The sequence below is a fragment of the Burkholderia sp. Ac-20353 genome (assembly GCF_017104785.1).
GTDB lineage: Bacteria > Pseudomonadota > Gammaproteobacteria > Burkholderiales > Burkholderiaceae > Burkholderia.
In genome coordinates, this window is record NZ_JAAGPL010000049.1 from 26,482 (window position 1) to 51,126 (window position 24,645).

Here is a 24,645-nt window from a genome sequence, read left to right on the forward strand (position 1 = left end):
TACTAAGTTTCAAGTCAACTTGAAGGTCAAGCGTCATGAAAATCGGAGAACTGGCTGCCCGGACCGGCATGAGCACGTCCGCGATCCGCTTTTACGAACAGAGCGGCCTGTTGCCGCCGGCCGGCCGCGGCCAGAACGGCTACCGGATCTACGACGACGCGGCGGTCGAGCGGCTGCGGATGATCTCGCTCGCGCAGCGGCTCGGTTTTTCGCTCGACGAGATGCGCGCCGTCGCCGACGAAATGAACGCGTTCTCGAAGGACGGGCTGCTCGCGCGCCTCGACGAGCGGCTGCGCGAGATCGACGAACTGCGCGCGAAACTGGACGGGCAGCGCGCGGAACTGCAGGCGATCCGCGCGACGCTGGAGGCCGAATGGGCCGAGGGGCGGTGTTTGAAGATGGAGCGCTTCGATCCGCCGGACGCGGCGAAGGAGGCCGCGTCGGGGCGCCGGGGCAGGAGAGCGGCGCCTGTCCGTGAATTGGCGGCGCGCAGGAAATCGCTGGGCGGTGCGTAGTAGTCGCCACGGACGCCTGGGTACGCCGCTGCTTGTCGCGCGTGCCAGCGCAAGACGCGATCATCGGCCGCTCACGATTACGTGGCGCTCGGCCGCGCCTGCTTCGCTGTGCGCCGGTCAAACCATCCCGAAGTCGTCGTTGCTGTCCGGAATCGACGCGAGCAACCGCTCGATCCGGTGCCAGCCGATGAGGCCGAGCGTCAGCATGGCAATCGCGGCGAACGCCGTGCGCCGCGAACAGCAATCGAGCATGGCACGCTCCGATGAATGCGCAATGCGTCGATCGTAACGGGCGGTGCGCGTGCCGACGCGCACGCAAGGATCGCCGCGAACAGAATCGGATGATCGTTTTCGCGCGCCCGGCCGCGGTGCGTCCGGCGACGAGCGCGCCCGCCGGAATGGCGGCACAATGCGCATTCGATTCGCGACTTGAAAAGAGGATGCGATGAACGATGCGATCCTTGCGCACGGCGTGCCGGTCAGCCTGCGTTCCAGCGCCGGGCTCGGCTGGCAGGGCTTCGGTGCGGCGCTGCTCGGCATCCAGGCGGGCACCTACCGGATCCCGGCGGCCGACGAGCACCGGGTTGGCGTGCATGTCGGCGCGCCGACCCGCGCGGACTGCGTGTGCGACGGCCATCGCTACACGCGCATCCAGGCGCACGGTGACGCCGACGTGATCCCGGCCGGCCTGCCCGGCCGATGGACCGACGCATCCGACTGCCGGATCCTGCGCATTACCTTCAGCGACGCGTTCGCGTGCGCGACGTTCGACCAGCTCGAGCTGAAGCCGTCGCAGGCGCAGATCCGCCGGCGCATGCAGGTGCGCGATCCGCGCCTGCAGCACATCGCGTGGGCGCTGGCCGCCGAGCTCGAAGCGGACGACGCGTCGGATCCGCTCTACGCGGAAAGCCTGTGCACCGCGCTGATCGTGCGGCTCGTCGACGCCGCGCCGTCGTTCCGCAGCCGGCGGCAAGCGCTCGCGCCGAAAATGGCCGCGCGCGTGATCGACTATATCGAGGGCCATCTAGACCAGCGTCTGACGCTGGCGGAACTCGCCACGCTCGCGGCGATCAGCGTGCCGCATTTCAAGGTGCTGTTTCGCGAGACGCTCGGGATGCCCGTGCACCAGTACATCGTGCGGCGCCGTGTCGAGCGCGCGAAGGCGCTGCTGCTCGAGGGCCGGCTCAGCATCAGCCAGGTCGCGCTCGAAGCGGGGTTCGCGCATCCGAGCCACATGGCGAACTGGATGAACCGTCTGCACGGCGCGACGCCGGGAGAGATCGCGCGAGCGGCCGCGCAGTCGGCGCATCGGGCGTCGCGTGTCGCCGACTCGACCGCCACTGACGACGACCGGCACGTTCCCGTCGCCTGAACGACTCGTTTTCGGGGGGCGACTCGCGACGCGGGCCGATCGGCACGCCACATGTGTCGCGAGTCCACCGGGCACCGGCGCGATCATCAGCACCGCGAGCCCGTCGGCCAGGCCGGCGATCAGGTATGTGAGGCTCGCGAGCGCGCCACCGCCGATCGCGTCATCCTTGCGTGCTCATCTCATCCGGACGTGCGCGCCGGGCCGGCCCCGTGTTTCGATAATCACCGCACATCGACCCGACAGGAGCGCATCGTGTACGTGATTTTCGGAGCATCAGGCAACGTTGGCCGTGCCACGGCGGCTGCGTTGCGCAACGCTGGCCATCCCGTGCGTGCGGTGGTGCGCGACGCGCGCCATCGCGAACGGCTCGAACATCTGGGTTGCGAAGTCGTGCTTGCCGACCTGGCCGACACAGGATCCGTCGCACAGGCGATCGACGGCGCGCACGGCGTGCAGATGCTGTGCCCGGTGCCAGCCGCCGATGCGGATCCCGCAACGACGATGCGGCACATGATCGACGTCGCGGCCGCGGCGCTCGCCGCGAATCCGCCGCCCGTGCTGCTCGCGCTGTCGGATTACGGCGCGGAGCTGGCATCGAACACGGGGATCACGCGCCTGTTTCACGACCTCGAGGAACGGCTCAGGCCGATCGACACGCGCGTGACGCTGCTGCGCTCCGCCGAGCACCTGCAGAACTGGATGCGGATGCTGCCGGCCGCGCTCGCGACCGGCGTGCTGCCGAGTCTCCATCATCCGGTCGGCAAGCTGTTTCCGGCGGTCTCGGCGCCGGACGTCGGCGTCGTCGCGGCGGAACTGTTGCTCGACGGCGAGCAACACGGCGGGCCGCGTGTTGTCAATGTCGAAGGGCTGCGGCGCGTCAGCGTCATCGATATCGCGGCCGCATTGGGCGAAGCGGCGAGCCGCCCGATCGTTGCACGCGAACTGCCGCGCGACGCGTGGACGCCGACGCTGTTGCGCGCCGGACTCAGCGAACGGCACGCGCGCCTGATCACCGATCTTTACGACGCACACAACGCCGGCCACATCGACGTCGAAGCGGGCGCGACCGAACGGCGGTTCGGCACGACCGAACCAGCCGACGCGCTGGCGGGGCTGGTGGCGCAGGTGCAACGGATGATGCAGCGAGAACCGTGACGCGCCGCTGCGCCGCCACTATTGCAAGTTCTGGAATGGACCTCTCCAGATCGGGCAATATGTGCCGGAAAAATGACCGACTATGCTCCCGACCGCAGTCTCGATCGTCCGGCCGCAAGGCCGTCGAGCTGCGTGAAAAATCAATCGTTCGGGGAGGCAATTCAAATGAAGAAGGTCGTCGTTTCCAGTGGCGTCGGCGCGTTGTTCGCCGTCGTGGCATCGTCCGCATTCGCACAGAGTTCCGTCACGCTGTACGGGCTCGTCGATACCGCAATCCGTTATCAGACGAACGCCGCCCCGGACGGCAAGGACCTGATCGGCATGACGGTCGGTCCGGAAACCCACAGCCGCTGGGGCTTGCGCGGCAGCGAAGACCTCGGCGGCGGCCTGTCGGCCATCTTCCGCCTCGAAAACGGCTTCGAGCTCGGCGACGGCAAGCTGCACGTGGCGAATACGCTGTTCAGCCGGCAAGCGTATGTCGGCCTGTCGAGCAACCGGTATGGTTCGCTGACGTTCGGCAACCAGTACGCGCCGCTCTACGACACGATGGGCGACATCTTCGACCCGTTGACGGTCGGCAACTACTGGCAGGACAGCTGGATGTACAACGGCATCGGCAACTTCCTGACCGTGGCGAACTCGGTCAAGTACCAGTTCGCGTACAACGGCCTGAGCATCGACGCGATCTACGGCTTCGGCAACCACGCCGGCGCGATGGGCCTCGACAGCACGTATGGTGTGGAAGTGACGTATGCGCACGGCCCCGCATCGATCAATACGGGCTTCACGCAGACCTCGGTGTCGTCGTTGAACGGCAGCGCGGTCAACGGCGCGAAGATCAACTTCGTGCACGTGAGCGGCGCGTATCAGGTCACGCCGTCCGTGCGCCTGCTCGCCGGCTGGCTGCACGGCCAGGACAAGACGGGCACGACGGATTTCAACATGCAGCAGGCCGGTGCGCCGACCCTCGGCGGCAGCAGTCCGAACCGCATCGACGACACGTTCTATGTGGGTGCCAACTGGCAGGCGACGGCCCCGCTGCTGATCACGGTGGCCGGCTACTACGGTCACGCGCGCAATGCGGAACGCGTCGACGGCACGCTCGGCTCGGGTATCAACTACTCGGCGACGGTGCTTGCCGAGTATTCGCTGTCGAGGCACACGGAAGTGTATGGCACGATGGATTTCGCGCGGGGCAACGGCGCATTTGCGGCCGATTACCCGGGTGTGACCAACCGGGCAACCGGCAACGTGGACAAGATCGGCCGCACCAACAACGTCGGTGTGGCGGTCGGCCTGCGGCAGATGTTCTAGTTGCTGTTTGCGTTCGCCGCAGCATGACACACGGCCTCGACCCGGTTGCCGGCCGGGTCGACCAGAAACGCTGCGTAGTAGTCGCTGTGGTAGTGAGGCCTCAAGCCGGGATCGCCGTCAGAGCGCCCGCCCGTCGACATTCCGGCCTCGAAGAATGCATCCACGTGCGCGCGGGAAGGCGCCTTGAAGCACCAGTGTCGCTTGTTCGTGCCGATTTCGGCGGGATCCTGATAAACGGCCAGAAAGGTCGATGCCGTGTCGTTGGCATTGCAACGTTCGCCGTAACCGAGTGCGTTGGGCCGGTCATAGACCTTGCATGCGCCTAGAGCGGCCATCACGGCGTCGTAAAAGGGGCGCGCCGCCTGAATATCCGGGACGCCGATCGAAACATGGTCAAGAAGCTGCATTGCAAGTGCCCTCATTGAACTTGCTGGAGTGTACCGGACGTCGTGTGGCATGGCTCGACAGCGGATCGCTCCCGATGAACGCAGATCCGGTTTCGGCCCGCCCGCTTCGCTTCGTAGAGCGCGGCGTCCGCTCGCGCATTGACGCGGTCCAGCGTGTCGCCCGCACGCCAGCCCGCGATGCCGCCGCTGATGCTGTATGCACAGGGTCCGGCGCCCGTCGCCACCGGCTGGCCGGCCACGGCGTGGCGCAGCCGCTCCGCGAGCCGCAGCGCATCGGCCGGCGCCGCGTCGGCCAGCAGCACCGCGAACTCTTCGCCGCCGATGCGCCCGAGCACGTCGCTGCGCCTCAACTGCAGCCGCGCGGCACGGACGAATTCGCGCAGCACCGTGTCGCCGCCCGCATGCCCGAACGTATCGTTGATTGCCTTGAAGTGATCGAGGTCGACGATCAGTAGCGAAATCGGTACGCCGCGGCCCAACGCGGTGTCGGACAACTGCTGCGCGGCGGCCTCGAATCCCTTGCGCGATAGCGCGCCGGTCAGGAAGTCGCGGTCGGCGGCGTCGCGCGCATCGGAGAGCAGCATGTCGTGCACCATCATCATCGCGGTCATGGACAGCGTCGGCATGACGGCGGCGCCGATCGTCAGCAGCACCACGTTCCAGGTGGAAGCGAACATCAGCACGCTCGACGCGCCGGTCAGCGTCATGAAGTAGAGGCCGCGCGCGACCTGGCAGACCCCGAACGCGAGCGCCAGCGTCGCGGTCGCCCAATACGGATACGCGGAGCGCCCGGCCGGCCGGTGCCGCACCACGAGCAGCGCGCCGGCGACGCAGTACGCAGCCGAGAACAACGTGGTCGCCAGCACGCGCATCGGGATGCTGTCGACCGCGTAGCGCCAGTACACGAGCGCGACGCTGATCGCGACCAGCGCCGCCGCCATCACGGGCCACCGGACGGGGCGCCGGAGAAAGCGTGCGCATCCGACGTAGAACAGGATCGTTGCGAGCGCCATCAACTGGTTGGCGACGACGACCGACACCGCATCGGAAATTCGTCCGCGCAGCAGCACGAGCGGCAGCGCGACCACCATCAGCAGATTGGCGGCGAGCCAGTCCGGCACGCCCGGTATGCCGGAGCGCAGCAGCGACACGAGCAACGCCGCCAGGATCAGGCTCATCAATGCGGAGGTGGCGATCGCCACGACTGGGTCTAGCATGTGCGATGGAACGGTCTCAAGGGGAGGTGCCGATGGACGGATGCCGGGCGCGGTGGCGTATCGCGGGTTCGCAAGGCCGCGTCGTGCACGCGCCGCGCGCGGGTTGCCCGGGAGATTAAGGCACCGCTGCGGAAGTCTCAAGTACCAGGGGGGCGCGCAGGGTGTTGTCCGGTGATGGGCTGCGTTCGGCCGCGACGAATTCCTTCGGCAGCGCGAGGAACACCGCGACGATCGTGATCCCGCCGAAGCACGCGACGACGAGCGACATCGCGCTCGATCCGTCGGCCGGGCCCCGGCGGCTTGTCGGCGGGGTTTTCCATGATTGCGACGAAAATCGTTGGAAACCGGCAAATCTTCTCCGGTTTTCGTCGTCGATCGCGGAGACTGAGATTTTTCCCGCCGCGACCGGGCGATATGATTTCTCCATCCCGACACCTGTCAGCAGAACCCTCGGGGCGCGCCGGCATCGTGGCGGCGCGGCTCCGCCAGTATCGAGAGAGTCGTTTGTATGCCGGATACGCCAGTCGTCATCGTTGAACGCGCCCGCAGGCGAACCGCGCAGATCCGGTTCGGCGACGTGCCCGCCGAACTGCAGGACGGACCCAAGTGGGTGTGCCGGATCGTGCCCGGCCAAGCGGTGCGGAGAGGCACCGAGCCGATTTCGTCGGCGCGGGCGGCCGCGATGCTCGGCCGCCTGAGGCCCGCGAATGTCGCACTGACCGACAGTGCCGCGCACGCCGGCGGCTGGCTGGCCCGTTCGGCGCCCGATACGGCCGGCCGGTGCCGGGCCTATGCCCGTCTCGATGCGGACCGGACCCTCGAGATGGTCGGGATGCCGGCCGTCGGCCCGTGGTGCGACGAGCGCCACACGTGGTGGCCCGGCGCATACGAACTGCCGCTGCTCGAACAGTTGTCCGCGATCGTGCCCCCGCTGCTCGACCAGCCCGGCCCGACCGCTTTCGCGCATCTGCTGATGAGCCTGACCGCGATCGACGGCACCGCGCTTGTGACCGAATCGGACGACGGTATCGAGCGCCCGTTCCGCATTCCCGCGGGCGTGGACACGATCCATTTCGCGCCGGTCTGCATCGACGGGCCGGCAACAGGCTGGCGCGACGCGGTTGTCGATTCGTTCGACCGGGTCCGGCAGCTCGTCGGGCTCAAGTCGGCCCGTCCGTTTTATCTGTGAATTCCACGCACACGCCATGACCGACGCACTCGACGCCTTCGACCGCAAGATCCTGAACATCGTCCAGCGCGACTGCACCGCGACCGCGGACACGATTGCCGAGCGCATCGGCCTGTCGACGTCCGCCGTGCAGAAGCGGCTGAAGCGGATGCGCACCGACAAGATCATCTCGGCGGAAATCGCGGTGGTCGATCGCGCGGCGGTCGGCCGCCCGATGACCTTTATCGCCGCGATGGAGATCGAACGCGAAAACTACGAGACGATCGCCAAGTTTCGCGAGTGGGCGAAGTCGCAGGACGAGATCCAGCAGATCTACTACGTGACCGGCTCCGTCGACCTGATTGCGATCGTCACCGCTCGGGACGTCGAGGCCTACGACCGGCTGTCCGCGCGGATCATGCAGAGCAATCCGATGATCCGCCGCATCAATACGAACGTCGTGCTCAGTCCGATCAAGGTCGGGCTGTTCGTGCCGGTCGAGAAGGACGGCGACGACGAGCCTTCTGCCGTCTGACCCGACCGCGCGGCGCGAGGACGGCCGATCTGGCCGTCCCGCGTGACGAACCGCAAACCGGACCTGCCGAATTCGGCCGAAACGCATAATTTGGATATCGATTCGCACCACTAACATATTTCCTGCGTTCACCAAACAGGAGATGATCGAGATGGAACTCAAGTTGGCACTGGTCGGCTTCGGCGGAGTCAATCAAGGACTCGTCGAGCTGCTGAAGAAGAAGCGCGCGATGCTGTCGGCCGCGGGGCTCGACGTGACCGTCACGATGGTCGCCGACCTGCGGCTCGGGATCGCGACGAATCCCCGTGGCATCGCGCTGGACGTGCTCGACGACACCGCGCGGCGCGGTGTCGATGCGGGCGCGCTGCGCCGCGATCCCGGCACGCTGGTGTCGCCGGACGTCACGCTCGACGCAGTGTTGAAGGCGATCGCGGCGGAGCACGTCGACGTCGTCGTCGAGGCGACCTTCACCGACCCGAATACCGGCGAGCCAGCGCTGTCGCACTGCCGCACTGCACTCGAGTGCGGCAAGCACGTCATTACCACCAACAAGGGGCCGATCGCGCTTGCGCAGCAGGCGCTGTCGCGGATTGCCGCGCGATCGGGGGCGTGCCTGCGCTACGAAGGCACTGTGATGAGTGGCACGCCGGTGCTGCGCCAGCTCGCGACGACGCTGCGCGGCTGCGATGTGACCGGCTTCGCCGGCATCCTGAACGGTACGTCGAACTTCGTGCTCGGCGAGGTCGAGGCCGGTGCGGGCTTCGATGCGGCGATCAGCGACGCGCAGCAGCGCGGCTATGCGGAGGCGAATCCCGCAGCCGACGTCAACGGTTCCGACGTGCAGCTCAAGGTCGTCATTCTCGCGAACGCACTGTGGAACGCGGGCCTGAAGCGCAGCGACGTGACCTGTCGCGGCATCGTCGAACTGACCGAAGACGATGTGCGCGCCGCGGCGGCCGAAGGGATGTCGTGGCGGCTGATCGGATCGGCGGTCCGTCATCCGGACGGCACGGTTACCGCGAGCGTCGAACCGCGCAAGCTGCCGGCCGGCCATCCGTTGCGTGCCGCGAACGGCGTGACGAACGCGATCACGTTCGACACCGACGTGCTCGGCGACGTGACGATCAGCGGGCCCGGCGCGGGCCGCGAGGAAACCGCGTTCGCGATCCTGTCGGACCTGATCGAGCTGGGCGATCGCATCGCCGCCGCCACACCGGAGGTGACAGCATGACCGCGCGCGATGCCGTGATCGGCGATCTCGCGTCGGCCGGTGTGGCCGAGGTCCGGTCGCCCTACGACGGTGCGGTCGTCGGTGCTGTCCACCTGTCGCCGTTCGACGCGACGCCGGCGATCGTCGAGCGTGCGCTGGCGGGCGCGAGTGTGGCCGCGGCGTTGCCGCGCAACCGGCGGGCCGACATCCTGTCCCGCGCTTCGGCGCTCGTCGACGCGCGCGCGGAGATGCTCGCGCGCACGATCTCGCTCGAAGCGGGCAAGCCGGTGCGGCAGGCGCGCAAGGAGGTCGCGCGCTGCGTGAACACGTTGCGCCTGTCCGGTGAAGAGGCAAAACGCCTGGTCGGCGAGACGATTCCGTTCGATGCGTATCCGGGGTCCGAGGATCGCAGTGGCTATTTCACGCTGGAGCCACTCGGCGTCATTCTCGCGATCACGCCTTTCAACGATCCGCTGAACCTTGTCGCGCACAAGCTCGGACCGGCGATCGCAACCGGTAATGCGGTGATCCTGAAGCCGTCGCAGCTCGCGCCGCTGTCCGCGCAGGCACTCGTCGAGATCCTGTGGGAGGCAGGCGCGACGCGCGACACGCTGCAGATCGTGCACGGCGGCGCGGAGATCGCGTCCGCACTGGTGCGCGACCGGCGGATCCGGATGGTGACCTTCACCGGCGGCCCGGCGACCGGCGAGGCCATCACGCGCGACGCCGGTCTCAAGAAGATCGCGATGGACCTCGGCGGCAATGCGCCGGTGATCGTGATGGCCGACTGCGACCTGAAGGACGCCGCCGAATCTTGCGTATCGGGCGCGTTCTGGGCCGCAGGACAGAACTGCATCGGCACGCAGCGGATCTTCGTGGCCGAGGCCGCGTACGAGCCGTTCGTCCGCTACTTCGTCGAGCTGACTCGCAAGATGGTCGTTGGCGATCCGCTCGACGATGCGACGGACATGGGGCCGATGATCGGCGAGGAGCAGGCGATCCGGATCGAGCGCTGGGTCGATGAAGCGGTTGCGGGCGGCGCGACGGTGCTGACCGGCCATCGCCGGCGCGGCGCTCTGTATGAGCCGACGGTGCTCGCCGACGTGCCGTGCGACGCCCGCGTGTGGACCGACGAAGTGTTCGCGCCGGTCGTGACGATCGTGAAATTCACCGACCTGCAGCAGGCGCTCGATGCCGCGAATGCGTGTGAAAGCAGTCTGCATGCGGGCGTGTTCACGAGCCGCCTCGACGTGGCGCTCGGCGCGGCGGAGCGCCTGCAGGCAGGTGGCGTGATGATCAACGATTCGTCCGACTACCGCTTCGACGGCATGCCGTTCGGCGGATTCAAGTATGGGTCGCTGGGCCGCGAAGGCGTGCGGTTTGCGATGACGGAAATGACGCAGCCGAAGGTGGTCTGCTTCAGGCGTAACCGGGTGCTGTCGAGCTGATGCGCTGCGCCGGCGCGTGGGGTGCCGGCGCAGCGCGGACCGGAGCGGTGTGCAACATATCGAAGAGGGAGTCGGGGATGCCAGCAGCAATTCCTGCATGCAAGCCAGCGGACGACGTGCTGGTGGTCGAGGATATTCACAAGTCGTTCGGCGGTGTCGAGGTGCTGAAAGGCATCTCGCTGACCGCGAGAAAACACGAGGTCGTATCGATCCTCGGCAGCAGCGGGTCGGGCAAGAGCACGTTCCTCAGGTGCATCAATCTGCTGGAAACGCCCGACCGCGGGCGGATCTGCGTGAACGGCGACACGCTCGCGCTCAAGCCGGCAGGCCGAGACGGCGCGCTTGTCGCCGCCGATCCGCAGCAGGTGATGCGCGTGCGCCGCAAGCTCGCGATGGTGTTCCAGCAGTTCAACCTGTGGGCGCACATGACGGTACTGCAGAACGTGATGTTCGTGCCGGTACGCGTGCTCGGCGTGCCGAAACGCGACGCGCGCGACAAGGCGATCGCGATGCTCGAGCGCGTCGGGCTCGCGGGCAAGTGCGAGCACTACCCGAACCAGCTGTCGGGCGGCCAGCAGCAGCGGGTCGCGATCGCGCGTGCGCTCGCCACCGATCCCGATGTGATGCTGTTCGACGAACCCACGTCGGCGCTCGACCCTGAACTCGTCGGCGAAGTACTGAAGGTGATGCGCTCGCTTGCGGACGAGGGCCGCACGATGCTCGTCGTCACGCACGAGATGGGTTTTGCGCGCGAGGTTGCGAACCGCGTCGTGTTCGTCCACCAGGGACGGATCGAGGAAGACGGCCGTCCCGACGAAGTGTTTGCAAGCCAGAAATCGCCGCGTTTCCAGAAGTTTCTGTCCAGCATCATCTGATGCGGATCCAATGCCAACCGGAGGGGAAATCATGAAGAAGCTGCTTCAGTCGCTGTGCGTGGGCGCGGCATTGCTTGGATCTGTCGCGCACGCCGAGCAGGTCGTGCGGGTCGGCACGCTCGCCGACTACGCGCCGTTCGAATACAAGGACGCGTCCGGCAAGCTGCAGGGCATGGAGATCGACATCGGCAAGAAGATGTGCGACGCGATGAAGGTCAGGTGCCAGTGGGTGACGATGGACTTCGACGCGCTGATTCCTGCGCTGAAGGCGAAGCAGATCGATGCGGTGCTCGCGCAGATGTCGAAGACGCCGGAGCGCGAGCAATCGGTCGACTTCACGCGCATTTTCACGACGGCGCCGGTTCAGCTCGTCGCGAAGCAGGGTTCGGGCATCACGGACAGCCCGGCCACGTTGCGCGGCAAGACGATCGGCGTGCAGACCGCATCGACGCACGAATCCTATCTGCGCCGCCGCTTGCCGACGAGCAAGTCTGGCGTCGACGTGAAGGTCTACCAGACGCTTGACGAGGCGTGGCTCGATCTCGAGGCCGGCCGTATCGACGCGGTGTTCGCGGACAACACGGTGGCCTATGACTGGCTGACAAAGGCTGGCAGGAAGGAAGGCTTCGACTTCGTCGGCAAGCCGATCGCCGACACGGAGATCTTCGGCGATGGCACGGCGATCGCCGTGCGCAAGGGCGATGCGCCGCTCAAGGCGCAGTTCGACAAGGGCATCGCGCAGGTGCAGGCCGACGGCACGTTCTCGGCCGCCAACAAGCGCTATTTCCCGTTCAGCATCGCGCCGCAATAAACGCGCATCCGCGCATCCCGACCGCGCGGCCGCCGGACGGCGGCGCGCGCCGGTCCGCGCCTCATTAGGAGCGATACCACGATGGACATGTTGGTGAACTACGGCGCGCAGCTCGCGGCGGGCGCGCTCGTCACGCTGGAACTCGCGCTCGCCGCGCTGTGCGCCGGCATGCTGCTCGGCATCGCCGGCGCAACGGCGAAGCTGTCGAGCGTGCGCTGGCTGAGCGGCGCGGCCTACGCGGTGACCGATTTCCTGCGCGGCATTCCGGAATTCCTGATCCTGCTGATCTGCTACTTCGGGCTGTCGCATCTGCTCAACACGCAATTCGACGGTGCGATCACGGTCAGCCCGTTTTCGGCCGGCGTGATCGCGCTCGCGGTGGTGTTCGGCGCGTATGCGTCGGAGATGTTCCGCGGCGCGTTCGTCGCGGTGCCGGCCGGGCAGGTCGAGGCCGCGCGTGCGTACGGGATGACGCGCCTGCAGACGCTGTGGTTCGTACGCCTGCCGCAGGCCTGGCGGATCTGCCTGCCGAGCCTGAACAACATGTGGCAGAACCTGCTGAAGGATACGTCGCTCGTTTCCATCGTCGGACTCGAGGACATGCTGCGCAAGGCCAACATCGCGGCGCAGTTCACCAAGCAGCCATTCGTGTTCTACGTGGCGGTCGGCGTCGTCTATTTCGGCTTTCTTGCCGTCTCCAATCCCGCGTTTGCGTGGCTCGAACGTATCGCGGGCCGCGGCTACGCGCAACGCACCTGAAGGAGCCCTGCGATGAATGACCTGCTTTCCCTGGTTGCCCAGTCCGGCCCGGACCTCGCGCGTGGCGTATGGATCACGCTGCAGCTACTGGTGCTGTCGTGCGTGCTTGCGTTCGTGCTGGCGGTGCCGCTCGCTGTCGCGCGCACGTCGGAGTGCCGCTGGCTGTCTGCGCCGAGCCGTTTCTTCATGTCGGTGTTTCGCGGCACACCGCTGCTCGTGCAGATCTTCGTGCTGTATTACGGGCTCGCGCAGTTCTCGGTCGTGCGCGCATCGCCGCTTTGGCTGCTGGTCGGCGGCTCGTTCTCGTGCGCATTGTGTGCGCTGACGCTCAACCTCGCGGCCTACATGGCGGAAGACATCCGAGGCGGGATCGCCGGCGTGCCCGCCGGCGAAAAGGAAGCGGCGATCGCATTCGGGATGAGCCGTTTCATGCTGACCTGGTGCGTGATCGTGCCGCGCGCGATCGGCATCGTCGCGCCGACGCTCGGCAACGAGATCGTGCTGCAGCTCAAGTCGACCGCACTCGCGAGCACGATCACCGTGCTCGACCTGACCGGCGTCGCGCGGCGCATCTCGATCGAAACCTATACGACCGACGCACTGATGCTGGCCGGCATCGTGTACGTCGGCATCACGGCAGTGCTGTCGACCGCGTTGAAACGCGTCGAAGGCCTGCTGAACCGCCATCTGGACAGCGTGCGCGCGTGACGGCGCTACATGGACCAGACACATGGACCCGACACATCGAACGATCCGAGGACGACATGGGATACAAGCTTGAAACGCTGGCGCTCGCCGCCGACCGCGACGTGACCGACGAGAAGACGGTCGCACCCGCGATCCACTATTCGGCCGTGTTCAAGGCCGCCGGCAGCGAGGAATTCGCGGAGATGTCGAGCGTGCCGCAGCATCCGCGCAACTACACGCGCTACGGCAATCCGGTTCACGAGCGCGTGAAGGCGCTGATGGCCGAGCTCGAAGGCACTCAGACGGCGCTCGTCACGGCCTCCGGGATGGGCGCGATCGCGACCGCGATCCTCAGCGTCGTGAAGGCCGGCGATCACGTGATCGGCCAGACGCGCCATTACATGAGCACGACGAAGATGCTTGACGACATGTTGCGCAAGTTCGGCGTGGACGTGACGTTCGTCGACCAGACCGACGCGGCCGCGTTCGGCCGCGCGATCCGTCCGAATACGCGGCTGATCGTGCTCGAGTCGCCGGTGAATCCGCTGCTGCTCGTGACCGACATCGCGGCCGTCGCCGAGATCGCGCGCTCGCGCGGCATCCTGACGCTCGCGGACAACACGTTCGCATCGCCGGTCAACCAGCAGCCGCACCGGCTCGGTGTCGACATCGTCGTGCACAGTGCGACCAAGTACCTCGGCGGCCATCACGACCTCACGGGTGGCGTGATCTGCACGAGCCGCGCGCTCGCCGAGCAGATCTGGCACACGCACATCACGCTTGGCTCGGTGCTGTCGCCGATGGATGCGTGGCTGCTGCTGCGCGGGCTGCGCACGCTGCCGCTGCGCGTCGAGCGGATCAATGCGAACGCGCTTGCGCTCGCCGAATTCCTCGAAGCGCACCCGAAGATCGAACGCGTGTTCTATCCGGGCCTGCGCAGCCATCCGCAGCATGCGCTCGCGTGCCGGCAGATGCGCGGCTTCGGCGGCGTGGTTGCGTTCGGTGTGCGCGGCGGCTACGACGACGCGCAGCGCTTCGTCGAGGCGCTGTGCGTACCGCTGAATGCGGGCAACCTCGGCGGCGTCGATTCGCTCGCGATCCATACCGCGTCGATGTGGGCCGGCACGATGTCCGCGGAGCAAATGCGCGCGGCGGATATCCCGCTCAATTTCATCCGCTATTCGGTCGGCATCGAGCACGTCGACGACCTGAAGGCGGATATCGCGCAGGCGCTCGAGCGGATCTGACGCGCGATGAAGGTCGACGGCCTCGACAAGAAAATCATCGACGCGCTGTGCGCCGATGCGCGAATCCCGCTCGCGGTGCTGGCAGACCGGATCGGCCTGTCGCGGCAGGCGGTCCGCCACCGGATCGACCGGCTCGAAGCGCTGAAGATCATTGCCGGCTACACGGTGCGGCTCGCGCTACCTGACGATACCGTGCCCGTGCGCGCGGTGATGCTTGTCTACCGCAAGGACCGGATGCGCGGCGCGGACGTGCTCGCGGCGCTCGAGCGGATCGCCGAGGTGCGCGACTGCGCGGTGCTGAGCGGCGAGGTCGACCTGCTCGTGCAGATCGAGGCCGCATCGCACGAGCGCGTCAGCGAGATCTGGGCAACCATCAGTGCGATGGACGGCGTGCAGAACATGACGACCAGCTTCGTGCTCGATTCGGTGATTCACAAGCGGTGAGCGCGGGTCACGGCGCTCGCCTTCCACGTCACGCAAACGGCAACGTCCCCGGCGGCGCACTCCGCACCACCGCGAGCGTCGCGCTGATGTGATCCTCGAGCGCGAGCGCCGCGCGCGCATCGGCGCGGCGCATCGCCGCTTCGAAGATGCATGTGTGTTCCGCGTGCACGTCGCGCTTCGAATCGCCGAGGCCGATGCACACGCGCCGGTAGCGCTCGCTCTGCTGCGACAGCATGCGCAGCACCAGATAGGTCCACGGCGACGCGGCCGCCGAAATCAGCGCCTCGTGGAACCGGCGATTGCACGCCTCCCATGCGGCGCGGTGCTCGATCGACACCGGCTGCTCCCACGCGGACAGCATCTCGAAGCTCTGCCGCACGCGCTGTTCCCACGCGGCATCACCGTGACGCACCGATTCGCGCAGCGCGTCGACTTCGATATGCAGCCGCAGCCGCGTGATCGCTTCGAGGTCGGCAACCGACATCGGCGTGACGCGGAAGCCGCGCTGGCCTTCGGCGACGACCAGCGCATCGCTGACGAGCCGCGTGAGCGCCTCGCGCAGCGTGCCCGCGCCGACGCCGTACACATCCTTCAGGTGCTCGACGCGCAGTTTCGCGCCCGGCGGGTAGTGCCCTTCGATGATGTGCTGCCGCAGCTGGTGGTACGCATGCTCGCCGAGCGTGCGCGCGTGCGGTTCGGCCGTGTCGTCGGCAGGCGTATCGGCGGATGGGGGCAGCGTGTCGTCCGGCTGCATGTCGTTCGACTTCATATCGCCCGGCGGGGCGGGCAGGATGGTGTTCATGTCACGCGTCCTCCTGGTCCTGTTTGCGGGTGAGGCGGTAGCTGAGCTGCGCGCGCGTCAGGCCGAGCAGCCGTGCGGCGGCCGACAGGTTGCCGTTCGAGCGGTCGACCGCCTCCTGCAGCAGCGCGCGTTCGAGCCCGTCGAGGCCGCCGCCGCAGCCTTGCAACTGATCGAGGATCGAACGGCAGTCGATCTGCATCGCCGATGCCGCGCGGATCTGCCCGGCGCGATCGACGGTCGCGCCGCCGGGCAGGCCGAGGCCGGGAAACAGGTCCTTCGCGTCGACCGCGCGGTTCGGCCGCGCGAGGATCACCGCGCGTTCGATCAGGTTTTCGAGCTCGCGCACGTTGCCGGGCCAGCGATAGCCGCGCAGCGCGTCGTACGCATAGTCGGTCAGCGTCGGCACCGGCTTGCCGTGCAGCGACGCGAAGCGTTCGAGCATCGTGTCCGCGAGCAGCGCGATGTCGTCCTGCCGCTCGCGCAGCGGCGGGATCAGCACCGGATACACGTTGATCCGGTAATAGAGATCGGCGCGAAAGCTGCCGTCGCGCACGGCCTGTTCGAGATCGCGGTTGGTCGCGGCGACGACGCGCACGTCGACCTTGCGGCTCCCGGTCGCGCCGAGCCGCTCGACTTCGCCTTCCTGCAGCACGCGCAGCAGCTTCGCCTGCACGTCGAGCGGCAGCTCGCCGATCTCGTCGAGAAACAGCGTGCCGCCGTCCGCGCGCTCGAAACGTCCCGCACGCGCGGCCTGCGAACCCGAATATGCGCCTTTCTCCGCGCCGAACAGCTCGGATTCGATCAGCGCGTGTGGAATCGCCGCGCAGTTGATCGCGACGAACGGCTTCGCGGCGCGCGGGCTCAGGTTGTGCAGCGCGCGGGCGAAGCGCTCCTTGCCGACGCCCGTTTCGCCGGTCAGCAGCACGGCGACCTTGGTCGGCGCGGCCATCTCCAGCAGCGAATAGGCGGCCGTGAACGCGTCGGAGCGGCCGACGAGCTGCGTGCGGTCCGCGTCCGGCGCGATCTCGAGGCGCAGCGATTCGACTTCGGTCTGCAGGTCGCGGATCGTGTTGATCAGCGAGTCGGCCTTGAACCACGACGAGATTTCCTCCGCGTCCGGCCATTCGTCGGCCGGCTTGCCGACGATCGTGCAATGCGCATCGTTCATGCCGACGCAGGTCGTTTCCTTGAACAGCACGGTGCGGCCCATGAACGCGCTCGTGTAGCCGGTCGCATAGCCGATCAGCATCCAGCACACGGGTTCCGGCTGCGGGCCGAACGTGCGCCGGTGCACGTCGGCCTCCCACGAGTGCTCCCAGCGGTATTCGCAGTAGAACGCGCCGGTCGCCGGATCGGCGTCGAAGCGCAGCGGCGTGACCTGCACCGCGCCTTCGAGCATGTGCAGTTGCGGGCCGACATGGAACATGTCGAAGAACGACGCCTTCGCGCGGATCTCGCGCGCGAGCGCCGCGTCGCGCTCGCCGGCCGCGAAGCCGACGCGCGTGAAGAAGCGGCGCGTCTGCGCGGGCCCGACGCTTTCCATCAGCTCCTGGCGCAGCGTCGCGAGCGCGCCCGCGTGAAGCAGCACCATCCGCTGTCCGGCGAGCCAGATGCGGCCGTCGCTGGCCGAAAAATGAATCAGCCGCCGCAGGTCGGCGTCCGTCGGTAGCGGGGGCAGGCTGGGCCGCGTCATGTCTCCTCCGTCGAGATTTCTCGTGATTTCCAAATTTATATGACCGCGGATCGAACGCATCCGGGGGTTTCATCATTTCATCAAATCCGCTCGATCAGCTTGATCAAATGATGAAAACGCGCGTCGGATCAAGGGTTTGGCGCGTGCGTTCGAGGGCGGTCCGGATTCTGGTTAACCGGTATTGTGCGTGGCGAATTTGAATTTTGTGTCAGGGCTTTCCCTGAATTATCGAGATTTTTCGCGGAACGCCGCGGGCGTGGCACGGTTGCTGCATTGAAGTCCGGGCATGGAGGCGACACCGATCATGGATCACATCACAACCGATCACCCCCCGCTCGACCCGGGCCGCAAGTGCGTCCGGGTTACCGGCACCCACGTCCGCGGATTCGTCGAATTCGAGTTGTCGGTCGGCGGCGCGCCGGACCTGTTCGTCGAGCTGACGTTGCCCCGTGCCGCCTTCGATGCGTTCTGCGCCGAACAGCGCGTGACGCGGCTGGACGACGAACCGAACCCATGACCTTGAGGAGCAAGAAGTGACCATCGAGCTGAAGACAGTCGACATCAAGCCGCTCCGGCACACCTACGCGCATGTCGCGCAGCACATCGGCGGCGACAGGACGGCGTCCCGGTACCAGGAAGGGATGATGGGCGCGCAGCCCCAGGCGAATTTCCATTACCGGCCGACCTGGGACCCCGATCACGAGATCTTCGACGCGTCGCGCACCGCGATCCGGATGGCGAGCTGGTATGCGCTGAAGGATCCGCGCCAGTTCTACTACGCGTCGTGGGCGACCACCCGCGCGCGCCAGCAGGACACGATGGAAGCGAATTTCGAGTTCGTCGAGTCGCGCCGGATGATCGGCCTGATGCCCGACGACGTCGCCCGGCATGCGCTCGACGTGCTGGTGCCGCTGCGCCATGCCGCGTGGGGCGGGAACATGAACAACGCGCAGATCTGCGCGCTCGGCTACGGCACCGCGTTCACCGCGCCCGCGATGTTCCATGCGATGGACAACCTCGGGGTCGCGCAATACCTGACGCGTCTGGCGCTCGCGATGGCCGAGCCCGACGTGCTCGACACGGCCAAGGCCGCGTGGCTTGCCGACGACGCGTGGCAGCCGCTGCGCCGCTATGTCGAGGACACGCTTGTCGTCGACGATCCGGTCGAGCTGTTCGTCGCGCAGAACCTCGCGCTCGACGGCCTGCTGTATCCGCTCGTGTATGACCGCTTCGTCGACGAACGGATCGCGCTCGCGGGCGGCTCCGCGGTCGCGATGCTGACCGCGTTCATGCCCGAGTGGCACGCGGAATCGAGCCGCTGGATCGACGCGGTCGTGAAGACGATGGCCGCCGAATCCGACGACAACCGCGCGCTGCTCGCACGCTGGACCCGCGACTGGTCCGGGCGGGCGAACGACGCGCTCGCGCCGGTGGCCGAACGCGCGCTGCAGGACGCCGGGCGCGCGGCGCTCGATGAAGTGCGCGAGCAGTTCGATGCACGCGTCGCGAAGCTCGGCATCGCGCGCTGACCTGACACCGGACGAACCTCCCTCACCGAAGGAAACACGCATGTCTAACGTATTCATCGCCTTCCAGGCCAATGAGGAGTCCAGACCGATCGTCGACGCGATCGTCGCGGACAACCCGCGCGCGGTGGTCGTCGAGTCGCCCGGGATGGTGAAGATCGACGCGCCGGACCGGCTGACGATCCGCCGTGAAACGATCGAGGAACTGACTGGCGCGCGCTTCGACCTGCAGCAGCTGCAGGTGAACCTGATCACGCTGTCGGGCCACCTCGACGAGGACGACGACCAGTTCACGCTGAGCTGGTCGCACTGAACGCCGCGCATCGCGCACCCGAGAACACCGGAGACACGAATGGACACGCCAACGCTCAAGAAAAAGCTCGGTCTGAAGGACCGCTACGCGGCAATGACGCGCGGCCTCGGCTGGGAGACGACCTATCAGCCGATGGACAAGGTCTTCCCGTACGACCGCTACGAGGGGATCAGGATCCACGACTGGGACAAGTGGGTCGACCCGTTCCGCCTGACGATGGACGCGTACTGGAAATACCAGGGCGAGAAGGAAAAGAAGCTGTACGCGGTGATCGACGCGTTCACGCAGAACAACGCGTTCCTCGGCGTGACCGACGCGCGCTACATCAACGCACTGAAGCTGTTCGTCCAGGGCGTGACGCCGCTCGAATATCTCGCGCACCGCGGCTTCGCGCATGTCGGCCGGCATTTCACCGGCGAGGGCGCGCGCGTTGCGTGCCAGATGCAGTCGATCGACGAGCTGCGGCACTACCAGACCGAAACGCACGCGATGTCGACGTACAACAAGTTCTTCAACGGCTTCCATCACTCGAACCACTGGTTCGATCGCGTCTGGTACCTGTCGGTGCCGAAGTCGTTCTTCGAGGATGCGTACTCGTCGGGGCCGTTCGAGTTCCTGACCGCGGTGAGCTTCTCGTTCGAATACGTGCTGACGAACCTGCTGTTCGTGCCGTTCATGTCGGGCGCCGCGTACAACGGCGACATGTCGACCGTCACGTTCGGCTTCTCCGCGCAGTCGGACGAGTCGCGCCACATGACGCTCGGCATCGAGTGCATCAAGTTCCTGCTCGAGCAGGACCCCGGCAACGTGCCGATCGTGCAGCGCTGGATCGACAAGTGGTTCTGGCGCGGCTACCGGCTGCTGACGCTCGTCGCGATGATGATGGACTACATGCAGCCGAAGCGCGTGATGAGCTGGCGCGAGTCGTGGGAGATGTACGCGGAGCAGAACGGCGGCGCGCTGTTCCGGGATCTCGCGCGCTACGGGATCCGCGAGCCGAAGGGCTGGCAGGACGCGTGCGAGGGCAAGGACCACATCAGCCACCAGGCGTGGTCGACGTTCTACGGCTTCAACGCGGCGTCGGCATTCCACACCTGGGTGCCGACCGCGGACGAGATGGCGTGGCTGGCCGCGAAGTATCCGGATTCGTTCGACCGCTACTACCGGCCGCGCTTCGAGCACTGGGGAGAGCAGGCAAAGGCCGGCAACCGCTTCTACATGAAGACGCTGCCGATGCTGTGCCAGACCTGCCAGATCCCGATGCTGTTCACCGAGCCCGGCAACCCGACGAAGATCGGCGCGCGCGAATCGACCTATCTCGGCAACAAGTTCCACTTCTGCAGCGACCACTGCAAGGAGATCTTCGATCACGAGCCGCAGAAGTACGTGCAGGCGTGGCTGCCCGTGCACCAGATCTACCAGGGCAACTGCTTCCGGCCGGACGCGGACCCGGGCGCCGAAGGCTTCGATCCGCTCGCCGCGGTGCTCGACTACTACGAAGTCGGCATGGGCCGCGACAACCTCGATTTCGAAGGCTCGGAAGACCAGAGGAACTTCGCGGCATGGCGCGGCCAGGCCACGAGCAACTGATACGTAACCATGCATGGGACCCGTGCGCGAAGCGCGGGTCGACAGGAGACAGGAGACAGGAGACAACCATGGCCGTCATTGCACTCAAACCCTACGACTTCCCGGTGAAGGACGCGGTCGACAAGTTTCCGGCGCCGCTGCTCTACGTGTGCTGGGAAGACCACCTGATGTTTCCGGCGCCGTTCTGCCTGCCGCTGCCGCCGGACCTGCCGTTCGGCGCGCTCGCGAAGGACGTGCTGCCGCCCATATACGGCTACCACCCGGACTTCGCGAAGATCGACTGGGACCGCGTCGAGTGGTTCCGGTCCGGCGAGCCGTGGACGCCGGATGCGTCGAAGAGCCTGGCCGGCAACGGCCTCGGGCACAAGGACCTGATCAGTTTCCGCACGCCGGGCCTCGACGGTCTCGGCGGCGCGAGCTTCTGACCGTCTGCTGCACGAACGCCGGCCGCTTTTCGGCGGCCGGCATTCCGGAACGACGAGCACATCATCATGAGCCACCAACTTACCATTGAGCCGCTGGGCGTCACGATCGAGGTCGAGGAAGGACAGACGATGCTCGACGCGGCGCTGCGCCAGGGCATCTACATCCCGCACGCGTGCTGCCACGGCCTGTGCGGCACCTGCAAGGTCGCGGTGCTCGACGGCGAGACCGACGTCGGCGACGCGAACCCGTTCGCGCTGATGGACTTCGAGCGCGAGGAGGGCAAGGCGCTCGCGTGCTGTGCGACGCTGCAGGCCGACACCGTGATCGAGGCGGACGTCGATGAGGATCCGGACGCGGAGATCATCCCGGTCAGGGATTTCGCGGCCGATGTTACGCATATCGAAACGCTGACGCCGACCATCAAGGCGATCCGGCTGAAGCTGTCGCAGCCGATCCGCTTCCAGGCGGGCCAGTACGTGCAGCTCGAGATCCCCGGGCTCGGGCAGAGCCGCGCATTCTCGATCGCGAACGCGCCGGACGACGTCGCGGCCACCGGCGAGATCGAGCTCAACGTGCGCCAGGTGCCGGGCGGGCTCGGCACCGGCTACCTGCACGAGCAGCTCACGACGGGCGACCGCGTGCGCCTGTCGGGCCCGTACGGCCGCTTCTTCGTGCGCCGCTCGGCCCGGCTGCCGATGATCTTCATGGCCGGCGGCTCGGGCCTGTCGAGCCCGCGCTCGATGATCGTCGACCTGCTCGACAGCGGCGTCACCGAGCCGATCACGCTCGTCTACGGCCAGCGCAACGCGAGCGAGCTCTATTACCACGACGAATTCCGCGCGCTTGCCGAACGCCATCCGAACTTCACGTACGTGCCGGCGCTGTCCGACGGCGCGGCGCAGGCGGGCGACGGCGTCGCGCAAGGGTTCGTTCACGACGTCGCGAAAGCGCATTTCGACGGCGATTTCTCGGGCCACCAGGCGTACCTGTGCGGGCCGCCCGCGATGATCGACGCGTGCATCACCGCGCTGATGCAGGGGCGCCTGTTCGAGCGCGACATCTACCACGAGAAGTTCATCTCGGCCGCGGATGCGCAGCAGGCGCGCAGCCCGCTGTTTCGGCGGGTGTGAGATGGACGCGCGACGCGTGACGGCGACCGTGACGATCGTGCAGACCGACGAGCGTTATCCGTGCGCGGCCGGCGAATCGCTGCTCGCCGGGATGTCGAAGCTCGGCCGGCGTGGCATACCGGTCGGCTGCCTGAACGGCGGCTGCGGCGTCTGCAAGGTGCGCGTGCTGCGCGGCGCGGTGCGCAAGCTCGGGCCGATCAGCCGCGCGCACGTGAGCGTGGAAGAGGAGGACGACGGCTATGCGCTCGCGTGCCGCATCGCGCCGGATAGCGATGTCGAACTCGAAGTGGCCGGCCGCCTGAAGAAGCCGTTCCTGTGCGGCGCGGCCCATCCGGCAACGCCGGTTTTCAACAAGTGATCTGGAGGAGACTCACCATGGGTGTGATGCGTATTGGGCATGTCAATCTGAAGGTGATGGACATGGACGCCGCGCTGCGGCATTACGTGCGCGTGCTCGGGATGCAGGAGACGATGCGCGATGCGGCCGGCAACGTCTACCTGAAGTGCTGGGACGAATGGGACAAGTATTCGCTGATCCTCAGCCCGTCCGACCAGGCGGGGCTCAAGCACGCCGCGTACAAGGTCGAGCACGACGCGGACCTCGACGCGCTGCAGCAGCGCATCGACGCGTACGGCATTGCGACCGAGATGCTGCCGGAAGGCGCGCTGCCGGCGGTCGGCCGCCAGCTGCGCTTCCTGCTGCCGAGCGGGCATGAGCTGCGGCTGTACGCGCAGAAGGAGCTGGTCGGCACCGCGGTCGGCTCGCTGAATCCCGATCCGTGGCCCGACGACATCCCGGGCTCGGCCGTGCACTGGCTCGACCATTGCCTGCTGATGTGCGAGCTGAATCCCGAGACCGGCGTGAACCGCGTCGAGGACAACACGCGCTTCATGGCCGCGTGTCTCGACTTCCATCTGGCCGAGCAGGTGATGGTCGGCCCCGGCAACACGATCCAGGCCGCGACGTGGATGTTCCGCAGCACGACGCCGCACGACATCGCGTTCGTCGGCGGCCCGCGCAACGGGCTGCATCACATCGCGTTCTTCCTCGACGACTGGGCCGACGTGCTGAAGTCGGCCGACGTGATGGCGAAGAACAAGGTGAAGATCGACGTCGCGCCCACCCGGCACGGGATCACGCGCGGCACGACCATCTACTTCTTCGATCCGAGCGGCAACCGCAACGAGACGTTCGCGGGGCTCGGCTATCTCGCGCAGCCCGATCGTCCGGTCACGACGTGGACCGAGGACGAGCTCGGCCGCGGGATCTTCTTCCACTCCGGCGAGCTGAACGAAGCGTTCACGACCGTCTACACCTGAAACGCACAGGAGCGCAGCGTCATGGCCTGCAACCCAACCACGCCGGGCGTCGACACGCGCGTGATCGACTGGCCCGCGGCATCGCGCGCCGCGCAGGCGGCGGCCGAGGCCGCCGAACGCGTCGGCATCCACGTCAACGTCGCGGTCGTCGATGCGGCCGGCCTGCTCGCCGCATTCGTGCGGATGCCCGGCGCGCCGCTGCATTCGATCGACATCGCGATCGACAAGGCATACACGGCGGCGAGCTTCGGCCTGCCGACCGGCCGCTGGCACGACGCGCTCGCCGAACACTCGGCCGCCGTGCGGCAGGGGCTCGTGCTGCGTGCGCGCTTCGTCGCGTTCGGCGGCGGCTTGCCGATCGTCGACGACGGCCGGCTGATCGGCGGGATCGGCGTGTCGGGCGGCAGCGAAGCGCAGGACGAAAGCTGCGCGCGCGCGGGCCTCGCCGCCGTCGGCCTTGCCGGCCTCGCGGGCCCCTGATTGACGGGGTGCTGCGACGACGCGCGCCCGCTTCACGACAGAACCGGATCACTGAATATCCACAATCGGCAGACACCATCATGTACGACACAGAAACGAGTGCCGCGGCCCGCGGCCCCGCCGGCGGGCAGCCGGACGTGCGGCTCGTCCGCAACTTCATCGACGGCGAATACCGTGCCGGCGAACGCTGGTTCGACAAGC

At 67.1% G+C, this 24,645-nt stretch carries 29 protein-coding genes; 23 read left to right on the forward strand and 6 right to left on the reverse strand.

The window, feature by feature from the left end; all coding sequences use genetic code 11:
* Positions 1-35: 35 nt before the first annotated feature.
* On the forward strand, positions 36-515 hold the full coding sequence (locus G3N94_RS16460; protein ID WP_205793580.1) for a MerR family transcriptional regulator: 480 nt from the start codon (positions 36-38) through the stop codon (positions 513-515).
* A gap of 117 nt (positions 516-632) precedes the next feature.
* On the opposite strand, the gene G3N94_RS42985 is transcribed toward G3N94_RS16460, so the two are convergent.
* A complete protein-coding gene (locus tag G3N94_RS42985) occupies positions 633-767 on the reverse strand; it encodes a hypothetical protein (protein ID WP_277398547.1) in 135 nt (44 codons plus the stop codon).
* Between the two features lie 193 nt (positions 768-960).
* On the opposite strand from G3N94_RS42985, the gene G3N94_RS16465 reads away from it, so the two are divergent.
* The 3 genes from G3N94_RS16465 (at position 961) to G3N94_RS16475 (ending at position 4,356) form a co-directional block, all read left to right on the forward strand.
* A complete protein-coding gene (locus G3N94_RS16465) occupies positions 961-1,887 on the forward strand; it encodes an AraC family transcriptional regulator (protein WP_205793581.1) in 927 nt (308 codons plus the stop codon).
* A 252-nt stretch (positions 1,888-2,139) separates the two neighbouring features.
* A complete protein-coding gene (locus G3N94_RS16470; protein ID WP_205793582.1) occupies positions 2,140-3,042 on the forward strand; it encodes an NAD(P)H-binding protein in 903 nt (300 codons plus the stop codon).
* A 165-nt stretch (positions 3,043-3,207) separates the two neighbouring features.
* A complete protein-coding gene (locus tag G3N94_RS16475) occupies positions 3,208-4,356 on the forward strand; it encodes a porin (protein ID WP_205793583.1) in 1,149 nt (382 codons plus the stop codon).
* Here the strand turns inward: G3N94_RS16475 and G3N94_RS16480 are convergent.
* The 3 genes from G3N94_RS16480 to G3N94_RS16490 all read right to left on the reverse strand — a co-directional run bounded on the left by G3N94_RS16480 (position 4,353) and on the right by G3N94_RS16490 (position 6,248).
* Positions 4,353-4,763 carry a VOC family protein gene (locus G3N94_RS16480; protein ID WP_205793584.1) on the reverse strand — a complete coding sequence of 137 codons (411 nt, stop codon included), beginning with the start codon at positions 4,761-4,763 and terminating at the stop codon, positions 4,353-4,355. The two genes, G3N94_RS16475 and G3N94_RS16480, sit on opposite strands and share 4 nt — an antisense overlap.
* Positions 4,764-4,774: 11 nt before the next feature.
* Positions 4,775-5,980, reverse strand: coding sequence for a GGDEF domain-containing protein (locus tag G3N94_RS16485; protein WP_205793585.1), 1,206 nt, complete (start codon positions 5,978-5,980; stop codon positions 4,775-4,777).
* A gap of 115 nt (positions 5,981-6,095) precedes the next feature.
* The gene (locus G3N94_RS16490) at positions 6,096-6,248 is read right to left on the reverse strand and encodes a hypothetical protein (RefSeq protein ID WP_205793586.1); all 153 of its coding nucleotides are present in this window, start codon (positions 6,246-6,248) and stop codon (positions 6,096-6,098) included.
* A 240-nt stretch (positions 6,249-6,488) separates the two neighbouring features.
* On the opposite strand from G3N94_RS16490, the gene G3N94_RS16495 reads away from it, so the two are divergent.
* From G3N94_RS16495 to G3N94_RS16540, 10 genes are all read left to right on the forward strand, one after another.
* Complete coding sequence (locus G3N94_RS16495; RefSeq protein ID WP_205793587.1) at positions 6,489-7,169, forward strand: hypothetical protein; 681 nt, start codon at positions 6,489-6,491, stop codon at positions 7,167-7,169.
* A 16-nt stretch (positions 7,170-7,185) separates the two neighbouring features.
* On the forward strand, positions 7,186-7,683 hold the full coding sequence (locus tag G3N94_RS16500; RefSeq protein ID WP_205793588.1) for an Lrp/AsnC family transcriptional regulator: 498 nt from the start codon (positions 7,186-7,188) through the stop codon (positions 7,681-7,683).
* 151 nt (positions 7,684-7,834) lie between these two features.
* A complete protein-coding gene (locus G3N94_RS16505) occupies positions 7,835-8,914 on the forward strand; it encodes a homoserine dehydrogenase (RefSeq protein ID WP_205793589.1) in 1,080 nt (359 codons plus the stop codon).
* Positions 8,911-10,341 (forward strand): aldehyde dehydrogenase family protein, encoded by a 1,431-nt coding sequence (locus G3N94_RS16510; RefSeq protein WP_205793590.1) that lies wholly within the window; start codon positions 8,911-8,913, stop codon positions 10,339-10,341. The genes G3N94_RS16505 and G3N94_RS16510 overlap by 4 nt, the downstream gene beginning before the upstream one ends.
* Positions 10,342-10,418: 77 nt before the next feature.
* A complete protein-coding gene (locus G3N94_RS16515; protein WP_205793591.1) occupies positions 10,419-11,216 on the forward strand; it encodes an ATP-binding cassette domain-containing protein in 798 nt (265 codons plus the stop codon).
* A 31-nt stretch (positions 11,217-11,247) separates the two neighbouring features.
* Entirely contained in the window at positions 11,248-12,027 is a 780-nt protein-coding gene (locus tag G3N94_RS16520) for a transporter substrate-binding domain-containing protein (protein ID WP_205793592.1), read from the forward strand.
* A gap of 81 nt (positions 12,028-12,108) precedes the next feature.
* Positions 12,109-12,786 carry an ABC transporter permease subunit gene (locus tag G3N94_RS16525; protein ID WP_205793593.1) on the forward strand — a complete coding sequence of 226 codons (678 nt, stop codon included), beginning with the start codon at positions 12,109-12,111 and terminating at the stop codon, positions 12,784-12,786.
* A 12-nt stretch (positions 12,787-12,798) separates the two neighbouring features.
* The gene (locus G3N94_RS16530) at positions 12,799-13,494 is read left to right on the forward strand and encodes an ABC transporter permease subunit (protein WP_205793594.1); all 696 of its coding nucleotides are present in this window, start codon (positions 12,799-12,801) and stop codon (positions 13,492-13,494) included.
* A 56-nt stretch (positions 13,495-13,550) separates the two neighbouring features.
* Positions 13,551-14,720: an aminotransferase class I/II-fold pyridoxal phosphate-dependent enzyme gene (locus G3N94_RS16535; RefSeq protein WP_205793595.1), complete on the forward strand. Its 1,170-nt coding sequence runs from the start codon at positions 13,551-13,553 to the stop codon at positions 14,718-14,720.
* A gap of 6 nt (positions 14,721-14,726) precedes the next feature.
* On the forward strand, positions 14,727-15,164 hold the full coding sequence (locus G3N94_RS16540) for an Lrp/AsnC family transcriptional regulator (RefSeq protein ID WP_205793596.1): 438 nt from the start codon (positions 14,727-14,729) through the stop codon (positions 15,162-15,164).
* Positions 15,165-15,192: 28 nt separating this feature from the next.
* Here G3N94_RS16540 and G3N94_RS16545 read toward each other — a convergent pair whose 3' ends face one another.
* Together G3N94_RS16545 and G3N94_RS16550 are read right to left on the reverse strand one after the other, a co-directional pair.
* Complete coding sequence (locus G3N94_RS16545; RefSeq protein ID WP_205793597.1) at positions 15,193-15,966, reverse strand: GntR family transcriptional regulator; 774 nt, start codon at positions 15,964-15,966, stop codon at positions 15,193-15,195.
* A 1-nt stretch (position 15,967) separates the two neighbouring features.
* Positions 15,968-17,659 (reverse strand): sigma-54-dependent Fis family transcriptional regulator, encoded by a 1,692-nt coding sequence (locus G3N94_RS16550; RefSeq protein ID WP_205793598.1) that lies wholly within the window; start codon positions 17,657-17,659, stop codon positions 15,968-15,970.
* 304 nt (positions 17,660-17,963) lie between these two features.
* On the opposite strand from G3N94_RS16550, the gene G3N94_RS16555 reads away from it, so the two are divergent.
* The 9 genes from G3N94_RS16555 to G3N94_RS16595 all read left to right on the forward strand — a co-directional run bounded on the left by G3N94_RS16555 (position 17,964) and on the right by G3N94_RS16595 (position 24,444).
* Positions 17,964-18,176: a phenol hydroxylase subunit gene (locus tag G3N94_RS16555; protein ID WP_241021886.1), complete on the forward strand. Its 213-nt coding sequence runs from the start codon at positions 17,964-17,966 to the stop codon at positions 18,174-18,176.
* Positions 18,177-18,192: 16 nt separating this feature from the next.
* Positions 18,193-19,188 carry a phenol hydroxylase gene (locus G3N94_RS16560; protein WP_205793600.1) on the forward strand — a complete coding sequence of 332 codons (996 nt, stop codon included), beginning with the start codon at positions 18,193-18,195 and terminating at the stop codon, positions 19,186-19,188.
* A 40-nt stretch (positions 19,189-19,228) separates the two neighbouring features.
* The gene (locus tag G3N94_RS16565; RefSeq protein WP_205793601.1) at positions 19,229-19,498 is read left to right on the forward strand and encodes an MmoB/DmpM family protein; all 270 of its coding nucleotides are present in this window, start codon (positions 19,229-19,231) and stop codon (positions 19,496-19,498) included.
* A gap of 39 nt (positions 19,499-19,537) precedes the next feature.
* Positions 19,538-21,088: an aromatic/alkene/methane monooxygenase hydroxylase/oxygenase subunit alpha gene (locus tag G3N94_RS16570; RefSeq protein ID WP_205793602.1), complete on the forward strand. Its 1,551-nt coding sequence runs from the start codon at positions 19,538-19,540 to the stop codon at positions 21,086-21,088.
* Positions 21,089-21,156: 68 nt separating this feature from the next.
* Positions 21,157-21,513 (forward strand): phenol hydroxylase subunit P4, encoded by a 357-nt coding sequence (locus G3N94_RS16575; protein ID WP_205793603.1) that lies wholly within the window; start codon positions 21,157-21,159, stop codon positions 21,511-21,513.
* 66 nt (positions 21,514-21,579) lie between these two features.
* Positions 21,580-22,644, forward strand: coding sequence for a 2Fe-2S iron-sulfur cluster binding domain-containing protein (locus G3N94_RS16580; protein ID WP_205793604.1), 1,065 nt, complete (start codon positions 21,580-21,582; stop codon positions 22,642-22,644).
* Between the two features lies 1 nt (position 22,645).
* Complete coding sequence (locus G3N94_RS16585) at positions 22,646-23,002, forward strand: 2Fe-2S iron-sulfur cluster binding domain-containing protein (protein WP_205793605.1); 357 nt, start codon at positions 22,646-22,648, stop codon at positions 23,000-23,002.
* Positions 23,003-23,019: 17 nt separating this feature from the next.
* Entirely contained in the window at positions 23,020-23,964 is a 945-nt protein-coding gene (locus tag G3N94_RS16590; protein ID WP_205793606.1) for a catechol 2,3-dioxygenase, read from the forward strand.
* 21 nt (positions 23,965-23,985) lie between these two features.
* Positions 23,986-24,444, forward strand: a complete 459-nt coding sequence (locus G3N94_RS16595) for a heme-binding protein (protein WP_205793607.1) — start codon at positions 23,986-23,988, stop codon at positions 24,442-24,444.
* Positions 24,445-24,645: the final 201 nt, after the last annotated feature.

Coding starts and splice junctions, on each gene's coding strand:
- G3N94_RS16515 (WP_205793591.1), top strand. CDS start 10,419: ATGCCAGCAGCAATTCCTGCATGCAAGCCAGCGGACGACGTGCTGGTG.
- G3N94_RS16555 (WP_241021886.1), top strand. CDS start 17,964: ATGGATCACATCACAACCGATCACCCCCCGCTCGACCCGGGCCGCAAG.
- G3N94_RS16460 (WP_205793580.1), top strand. CDS start 36: ATGAAAATCGGAGAACTGGCTGCCCGGACCGGCATGAGCACGTCCGCG.
- G3N94_RS16570 (WP_205793602.1), top strand. CDS start 19,538: ATGGACACGCCAACGCTCAAGAAAAAGCTCGGTCTGAAGGACCGCTAC.
- G3N94_RS42985 (WP_277398547.1), bottom strand. CDS start 767: ATGCTCGATTGCTGTTCGCGGCGCACGGCGTTCGCCGCGATTGCCATG.
- G3N94_RS16590 (WP_205793606.1), top strand. CDS start 23,020: ATGGGTGTGATGCGTATTGGGCATGTCAATCTGAAGGTGATGGACATG.
- G3N94_RS16485 (WP_205793585.1), bottom strand. CDS start 5,980: ATGCTAGACCCAGTCGTGGCGATCGCCACCTCCGCATTGATGAGCCTG.
- G3N94_RS16525 (WP_205793593.1), top strand. CDS start 12,109: ATGGACATGTTGGTGAACTACGGCGCGCAGCTCGCGGCGGGCGCGCTC.
- G3N94_RS16580 (WP_205793604.1), top strand. CDS start 21,580: ATGAGCCACCAACTTACCATTGAGCCGCTGGGCGTCACGATCGAGGTC.
- G3N94_RS16510 (WP_205793590.1), top strand. CDS start 8,911: ATGACCGCGCGCGATGCCGTGATCGGCGATCTCGCGTCGGCCGGTGTG.
- G3N94_RS16585 (WP_205793605.1), top strand. CDS start 22,646: ATGGACGCGCGACGCGTGACGGCGACCGTGACGATCGTGCAGACCGAC.
- G3N94_RS16540 (WP_205793596.1), top strand. CDS start 14,727: ATGAAGGTCGACGGCCTCGACAAGAAAATCATCGACGCGCTGTGCGCC.
- G3N94_RS16550 (WP_205793598.1), bottom strand. CDS start 17,659: ATGACGCGGCCCAGCCTGCCCCCGCTACCGACGGACGCCGACCTGCGG.
- G3N94_RS16530 (WP_205793594.1), top strand. CDS start 12,799: ATGAATGACCTGCTTTCCCTGGTTGCCCAGTCCGGCCCGGACCTCGCG.
- G3N94_RS16490 (WP_205793586.1), bottom strand. CDS start 6,248: ATGTCGCTCGTCGTCGCGTGCTTCGGCGGGATCACGATCGTCGCGGTG.
- G3N94_RS16505 (WP_205793589.1), top strand. CDS start 7,835: ATGGAACTCAAGTTGGCACTGGTCGGCTTCGGCGGAGTCAATCAAGGA.
- G3N94_RS16545 (WP_205793597.1), bottom strand. CDS start 15,966: ATGAACACCATCCTGCCCGCCCCGCCGGGCGATATGAAGTCGAACGAC.
- G3N94_RS16595 (WP_205793607.1), top strand. CDS start 23,986: ATGGCCTGCAACCCAACCACGCCGGGCGTCGACACGCGCGTGATCGAC.
- G3N94_RS16475 (WP_205793583.1), top strand. CDS start 3,208: ATGAAGAAGGTCGTCGTTTCCAGTGGCGTCGGCGCGTTGTTCGCCGTC.
- G3N94_RS16500 (WP_205793588.1), top strand. CDS start 7,186: ATGACCGACGCACTCGACGCCTTCGACCGCAAGATCCTGAACATCGTC.
- G3N94_RS16520 (WP_205793592.1), top strand. CDS start 11,248: ATGAAGAAGCTGCTTCAGTCGCTGTGCGTGGGCGCGGCATTGCTTGGA.
- G3N94_RS16480 (WP_205793584.1), bottom strand. CDS start 4,763: ATGCAGCTTCTTGACCATGTTTCGATCGGCGTCCCGGATATTCAGGCG.
- G3N94_RS16535 (WP_205793595.1), top strand. CDS start 13,551: ATGGGATACAAGCTTGAAACGCTGGCGCTCGCCGCCGACCGCGACGTG.
- G3N94_RS16575 (WP_205793603.1), top strand. CDS start 21,157: ATGGCCGTCATTGCACTCAAACCCTACGACTTCCCGGTGAAGGACGCG.
- G3N94_RS16495 (WP_205793587.1), top strand. CDS start 6,489: ATGCCGGATACGCCAGTCGTCATCGTTGAACGCGCCCGCAGGCGAACC.
- G3N94_RS16565 (WP_205793601.1), top strand. CDS start 19,229: ATGTCTAACGTATTCATCGCCTTCCAGGCCAATGAGGAGTCCAGACCG.
- G3N94_RS16465 (WP_205793581.1), top strand. CDS start 961: ATGAACGATGCGATCCTTGCGCACGGCGTGCCGGTCAGCCTGCGTTCC.